Genomic DNA, 5,375 nt, shown 5'->3' on the forward strand with positions numbered 1-5,375 from the left:
AAGGGTTTGCAGCTGCGGCGGGAGGACGTGGACCTCGACGATCTGGTGTATCTGGAGCGGGAGCGGCTTACCGCGGAGCGGCCGGGGTTGAAGGTGACGGCGCGGTCGGCGCCGGTGCGGGTGAGCGGGGACCCGCACCATCTGCAGCGGGTACTGCGCAATCTCATGGACAACGCGGCCCGGCATGCGGCGCACACCGTGGAGGTGACGGTCGAGGCTCACGACGGTACCGCCGAAATCACGGTGTCCGATGACGGGCCGGGAATCGCTCCGGTCGATCGGGATCGGGTCTTCGACCGGTTCGTCCGGCTGGATCAGGATCGGTCGCGCGCCGGCGGGGGTACCGGGCTCGGGCTGCCCATCGCGCGGGACATCGTCGCGGCCCACGGGGGCACGCTGACGATCGAGGAGTCCCCGGCCGGCGGCGCGCTGCTGCGGCTGCGGCTCAGGTGACGACGACGTTGCCCATCATCGCCATGTCCTCGTGCTCGAGGTTGTGGCAGTGCATGACGTACCGCCCCGGCTCCTCACCGAACCGCGCCACGATCGTCGCCTGCTCGGCCGGGCGCAGGTCCAGCGTGTCGCGCCACCCGGCGTCGTAGGCCCCCGGCCCCGAGTTGCTGCGGGCCAGCACCCGGAACGTGGCGCCGTGCAGATGCACCGGGTGGTGGAAGTCGCTCGTGAGCCGCCACACCTCGACCGCGCCCCGGCCGACCCGGGCGTGCACCGCGTCCGGCGCGAACGGCACGCCGTTGACGGTCCAGCCCGGCCGGCCCCCGATGACGTCGTGCCGGAACCGCATCGTGCGCGCCGGCACGCCCCGCCCCGCCGCCAACCCCGCCGTCAAACCCGGCTCGCCGGGCAGCGTCGCCGGGACCGCGGTGTCGTCGGCGGCGGCGCGCACCACCCGGAAACGCATGACCCGGGCGGTACCGCCGGCGCCGAACGCGTTCAGCACGGTGACCTCCTGCCCGGTGCGGTACCGGCCGAAGTCCACCACCACGTCGAACCGCTGCGCCGGAGCCAGCTCGACCGCGTCGTGGCGCACCGGCCGCTCCAGCAGCCCGCCGTCCGCGCCGACCTGCACGAACCCGCCCCCGCCAGGCGGCGGTGGGTCGAGGACGAGACGGTACCGGCAGGCGTTGGAGGCGTTGAGCAGCCGCAGCCGGTAACGGGCGCCGTCCACCTCGGCGACCGGCCACGGCGCGCCGTTGACCAGGATCACGTCGCCGAGCACGCCCGCGCCGAAACCGTCGCGGACGCCGGGCCGGACCAGCGCGGGGTCGAGGCTCGGGTACAGCAGCTCGCCGTCGGGCCCGAACGAGCGGTCCACGAGCATCAGCGGCAGGTCCCGCCCGCCCCGCGGCAACGGCACCTCGTCCTCGGCGGCGTCGGTGACGAGGTGGAAGCCGGCCAGGCCCCGCCACACGCTCGGGCCCGTGAAGTCCATGCGGTGGTCGTGGTACCAGAGCGTCCCGGCGGGCTGGCGCATCGGGTAGCGGTACTCGCGCTCGCCCGTCCGGATGACGGCGTGCTCGTCGAACATCCCCGGCATGTGCGCCGCATGGTCGCCGCCGCCGCCCGCGGGCAGCAGCAGGTCGGTGGGGTAGCCGTCGGACGCGGCCGGGGTGCGGCCGCCGTGCAGGTGCGCGACCGTCGGCACCGGCAGCTCGTTGCGGTGGCGCACCACGATCGGGCGCCCCGAGCGCGAGACGATTGTCGGGCCGGGGAAGCTTCCGTTGTACCCCCAGATCTCCGTCGCGACGCCGGGGAGGATCTCGGCCCGGGCGACCCGCTGCACCACCTCGTAGTGCTCGCCGTCGGCGTCGGTCCGCACCGGCCGCAGGACCGGCGGGATGGGCAGCGGCACGGCGAACGGCGGCGGCAGCGGCCGCCGGCTCGGCAGCAGCAATCCGGTCGACGTCGAGCCGCGCCAGCCGCCGGCGAACGGGACCGCCACCCCGGCCGCGGCGGCGAGCGCGCCGAGCAGCGTGCGGCGCTTCACGCGGCCCGCCCGGCACTTTCCACGGGCTGCCCGGCGCTCTCCGCGGGCCGCTCTGCGTTTTCCGCGGGTCGTTCTGCGCTCTCCGCGGGCCGTTCTGCGTTTTCCGCGGGCCGCCGTTCTGCGTTTTCCGTGGGCCGCCACGACCAGACTGCCAGCGCGGCGGCCAGGCCGATGATGCTCACGCCCAGCGGGACGTGCACCGTGAGCATCCGCGCGAAGCCGACGACGATCTGCAGCGCGATGAGCCCGAACAGCCCCAGGCACGCCAACGCCGGCCACAGCGGACCCCGCCCCGGCCACCGGACCAGCACCCCGGCCGCCGCGGCGACGAGGACCGCGATCCCGCTGTAGGTCGCGTTCGCCCGATGCGTGGGCAACGCCCCGAACGTGCCCGCGAGGAACTGCCCGGCGAACACCGCCTGGTCGAACAGCATCACCGCCGCGGTGCTCATGGCGACCCGGAACGGCCAGCGCATGCCCGTCTCCTCTCACTCAAGATGTTCTCACATGAGACTGTATCAGGTGCGACTATACTGCCCGTATGGAGTACAGCCTCGGCCCCCTGCTCCGCCTGGCCGCCAAGCGGGCCGCGGACGCGTTCGCCGCCGCGCTGGTCCCCCTCGACATCGAGGGCCGCCACTTCGGTGTGCTGCTCAACCTGAATCGCGGTGGCCCCGCGAACCAGCGCCGCCTCGCGGGGGCGACCGGCAGCGACAAGTCCACGATGACCCGCACCATCGACGAGCTGGCCGCCCGCGGCCTGGTGGTGCGCCGCGCGACCGAGGCCGACCGGCGCGTGAACGTGGTCGAGCTGACCGAGGCCGGCCGCGCCCGCTTCGCCGAGGCCGAACGCGTGGCGGCCCGGGTCAACGACGAGCTCCTGGCGCACCTGACGCCCGAGGAACGCGACGGCCTGCGCGACCACCTGCGCCGCTTCGTCGAGGCATAGGGGCTGGTATGGGCCGTAGAGCCGCGGCGATTGCCGCACTCCTGTGCCTCGTCGCCGGCTGCGGCAACGCGCCGACGCCGGCACCGACGACGTCCGCGCCTCCGGCGGCACCGACCCCGTCCGCATCCCGGTCGGCGCCGCCGGTCGCATCGCCGGCGGCCCCGGGTCACGTCGTCGTGGTCGTGTTCGAGAACAAGGCCGACCGGCAGATCGCCGGCAGCGCCGACGCCCCGTACCTGAACACCCTCATGGCCCGCGCCGCGGTGTTCACCGACGCGCACGGCATCACCCACCCGAGCCAGCCGAACTACCTCGCACTGTTCTCGGGCTCGACCCAGGGCGTCACCGACGACCACTGCCCGGTACGCGCGGGCGCCGCCCCGAACCTCGCCCAGCAGCTGCAGGCGACCGGCCGCACCTTCACCGGGTACTCCGAGGACCTGCCCGCACCCGGGTTCCGGGGCTGCTCCAGCGGGCGGTACGCGGCCAAGCACAACCCCTGGGCCGACTTCGACACCGTGCCCGCGGAGGCGAACCAGCCCTTCAGCGCGTGGCCGGCCGACCCGGCGAGCCTGCCGACCGTCGCGTTCCTGATCCCGAACCTGTGCAACGACATGCACGACTGCGGCATCGCCACCGGCGACGCCTGGGCCCGCGCGCACCTCGACGCGTACGTACGCTGGGCCGACACGCACGACAGCTGGCTCATCGTGACGTTCGACGAGGACGACGGCCGCGCCGGCAACCGGATCCTGACCCTCGTCGCGGGCGCCGGCGTCACCCCGGGCCCCCGGACCGGCCGGGTCGACCACTACTCGGTGCTGCGGACGATCGAGGACCGCTACGGCCTGACCCCCCTGGGCGCAGCGGCGACCGCGGCGCCGCTCGGCGTGGGCGGCTGAAACGGATCGACGCCCGGGCCGCGGGGGCCGGGCGTCGACGCCGTCGTGGTCAGGCCGCCACGAACGTCCGGCGGGACCTGTGGCCACCGTCGGCTCCGGGGCGGGTGAACCCTCCGGGCCGTGGACAGCCGGCAATATACTCAGTATGCTACGGCGCATGATATCGAGTGCGGGGGCGTCATGAGCATCAGGTACGCGCTGCTGGCGCTGTTGAAGGAAGGGCCCAAGTACGGGCTGCAGCTGCGCGAGGAGTTCGAGGCGCGCACCGGCGAGGTGTGGCCCCTCAACGTCGGGCAGGTCTACACGACCCTGCAGCGGCTGGAGCGCGACGGCCTCGTCGAGTCCGACGACGACGCCGAGCCGGGCCCCCAGAAGGGCTTCCAGATCACCGCCGAGGGGGCCGAGGAGCTGGCCACCTGGCTGCGCACGCCGCCCGACCTGGCCTCGCCGCCGCGCGACGAGCTCGTCATCAAGGTCCTGATCGCGGTACGGCTGCCCGGCGTCGACGTCCACGAGGTCATCCAGGAGCACCGGCGGTACCTCGTCGAGCTCATGCAGCAGTGGACCCGCCTCAAGGAGGAGGAGGGCGACCTCGACCTGAGCCTGGCGCTCGTGGTCGACGCCGAGCTCTACCGCCTCGACTCGGTCGTGCGCTGGCTCGACACCGCCGACGGCCGGCTCAAGCGGGCCTCGCTCGAGCCGCCCGCCCCGGCGCGGGCCGCCGCGGGGCCGCAGATCCGGCGGCGGGCGGGGGTGCGGCGATGAGCGGGGTGCTGGAGCTGCGTCAGGTGTCGAAGACCTACCTGGACGGCGCCGACGAGGTCCACGCGCTGCGCGAGGTGGATCTGACCGTCGAGCCCGGCAAGCTGGTCGCGGTCATGGGCCCGAGCGGCTCGGGCAAGAGCACGTTGCTGACCATCGCCGGGGCCCTCGAGTCGCCGACGGCCGGCGAGGTGCTGATCGCGGGGCAGCCGTTGTCGGAGATGTCCCGCGACGACCGGGCCCGGCTGCGGCGGCGCGCCATCGGGTACGTCTTCCAGGATTTCAACCTCCTGCCCGGCCTCACCGCCGCCGAGAACGTGGCCCTGCCGCTGGAGCTCGACGGGATCAAGGCCGGCAAGGCGCGGGCGGCCGGGCTGCGCGCGCTGGAGGAGCTCGGCCTGGCCGAGCGCGCGTCGCGGTTCCCGGACCAGCTCTCCGGCGGCGAGCGGCAGCGGGTGGCGATCGCCCGGGCGGTGGTGGGGGACCGCCGGCTGATGCTGGCCGACGAGCCCACCGGCGCGCTGGACTCGGCCAACGGCGAGGCCGTGATGCGGATGATGCTGGCCGCCTGCAAGCGGGGGCTGGCCGCGGTGATGGTGACCCACGACGCGCAGCTGGCCTCGTGGGCCGACCGGGTCCTGTTCATCCGCGACGGGAGCGTGGTCGACCGTACCGCCCCGCGCCCCGGGCCCGACTCGCTGCTGACCGGGGAAGCCGCCCGATGAGCGGTAGGGAGCGAAGCGGAGGTCGCGTCATG

The 5,375-nt window shown here is 74.2% G+C and carries 7 protein-coding genes; 5 read left to right on the forward strand and 2 right to left on the reverse strand.

What is annotated here, in order from left to right:
• Positions 1-453 (forward strand): ATP-binding protein (locus AB0B76_RS53970; protein ID WP_360392637.1); only part of this gene is annotated, 453 nt, incomplete at its 5' end.
• On the opposite strand, the gene AB0B76_RS53975 is transcribed toward AB0B76_RS53970, so the two are convergent.
• Both AB0B76_RS53975 and AB0B76_RS53980 read right to left on the reverse strand, forming a co-directional pair.
• Positions 446-2,005 (reverse strand): multicopper oxidase family protein, encoded by a 1,560-nt coding sequence (locus AB0B76_RS53975; protein ID WP_360392640.1) that lies wholly within the window; start codon positions 2,003-2,005, stop codon positions 446-448. The two genes, AB0B76_RS53970 and AB0B76_RS53975, sit on opposite strands and share 8 nt — an antisense overlap.
• Positions 2,002-2,481, reverse strand: a complete 480-nt coding sequence (locus AB0B76_RS53980; RefSeq protein ID WP_360392643.1) for a hypothetical protein — start codon at positions 2,479-2,481, stop codon at positions 2,002-2,004. Before AB0B76_RS53980 ends, AB0B76_RS53975 begins: the two co-directional genes overlap by 4 nt.
• Positions 2,482-2,546: 65 nt before the next feature.
• Here AB0B76_RS53980 and AB0B76_RS53985 point away from each other — a divergent pair, with 65 nt between their 5' ends.
• The 4 genes from AB0B76_RS53985 to AB0B76_RS54000 all read left to right on the forward strand — a co-directional run bounded on the left by AB0B76_RS53985 (position 2,547) and on the right by AB0B76_RS54000 (position 5,343).
• A complete protein-coding gene (locus tag AB0B76_RS53985) occupies positions 2,547-2,954 on the forward strand; it encodes a MarR family transcriptional regulator (RefSeq protein ID WP_360392646.1) in 408 nt (135 codons plus the stop codon).
• 176 nt (positions 2,955-3,130) lie between these two features.
• Entirely contained in the window at positions 3,131-3,856 is a 726-nt protein-coding gene (locus AB0B76_RS53990) for an alkaline phosphatase family protein (RefSeq protein ID WP_360392649.1), read from the forward strand.
• 180 nt (positions 3,857-4,036) lie between these two features.
• Entirely contained in the window at positions 4,037-4,621 is a 585-nt protein-coding gene (locus tag AB0B76_RS53995; protein ID WP_360392652.1) for a PadR family transcriptional regulator, read from the forward strand.
• Complete coding sequence (locus AB0B76_RS54000) at positions 4,618-5,343, forward strand: ABC transporter ATP-binding protein (RefSeq protein ID WP_360392655.1); 726 nt, start codon at positions 4,618-4,620, stop codon at positions 5,341-5,343. The genes AB0B76_RS53995 and AB0B76_RS54000 overlap by 4 nt, the downstream gene beginning before the upstream one ends.
• Positions 5,344-5,375: the final 32 nt, after the last annotated feature.

The sequence above is a fragment of the Dactylosporangium sp. NPDC049140 genome (assembly GCF_040648435.1).

What these genes read in the sequence shown, in the direction of transcription:
- AB0B76_RS53980 (WP_360392643.1), bottom strand. Translation starts at nt 2,481, where the DNA reads ATGCGCTGGCCGTTCCGGGTCGCCATGAGCACCGCGGCGGTGATGCTG.
- AB0B76_RS53985 (WP_360392646.1), top strand. Translation starts at nt 2,547, where the DNA reads ATGGAGTACAGCCTCGGCCCCCTGCTCCGCCTGGCCGCCAAGCGGGCC.
- AB0B76_RS53995 (WP_360392652.1), top strand. Translation starts at nt 4,037, where the DNA reads ATGAGCATCAGGTACGCGCTGCTGGCGCTGTTGAAGGAAGGGCCCAAG.
- AB0B76_RS54000 (WP_360392655.1), top strand. Translation starts at nt 4,618, where the DNA reads ATGAGCGGGGTGCTGGAGCTGCGTCAGGTGTCGAAGACCTACCTGGAC.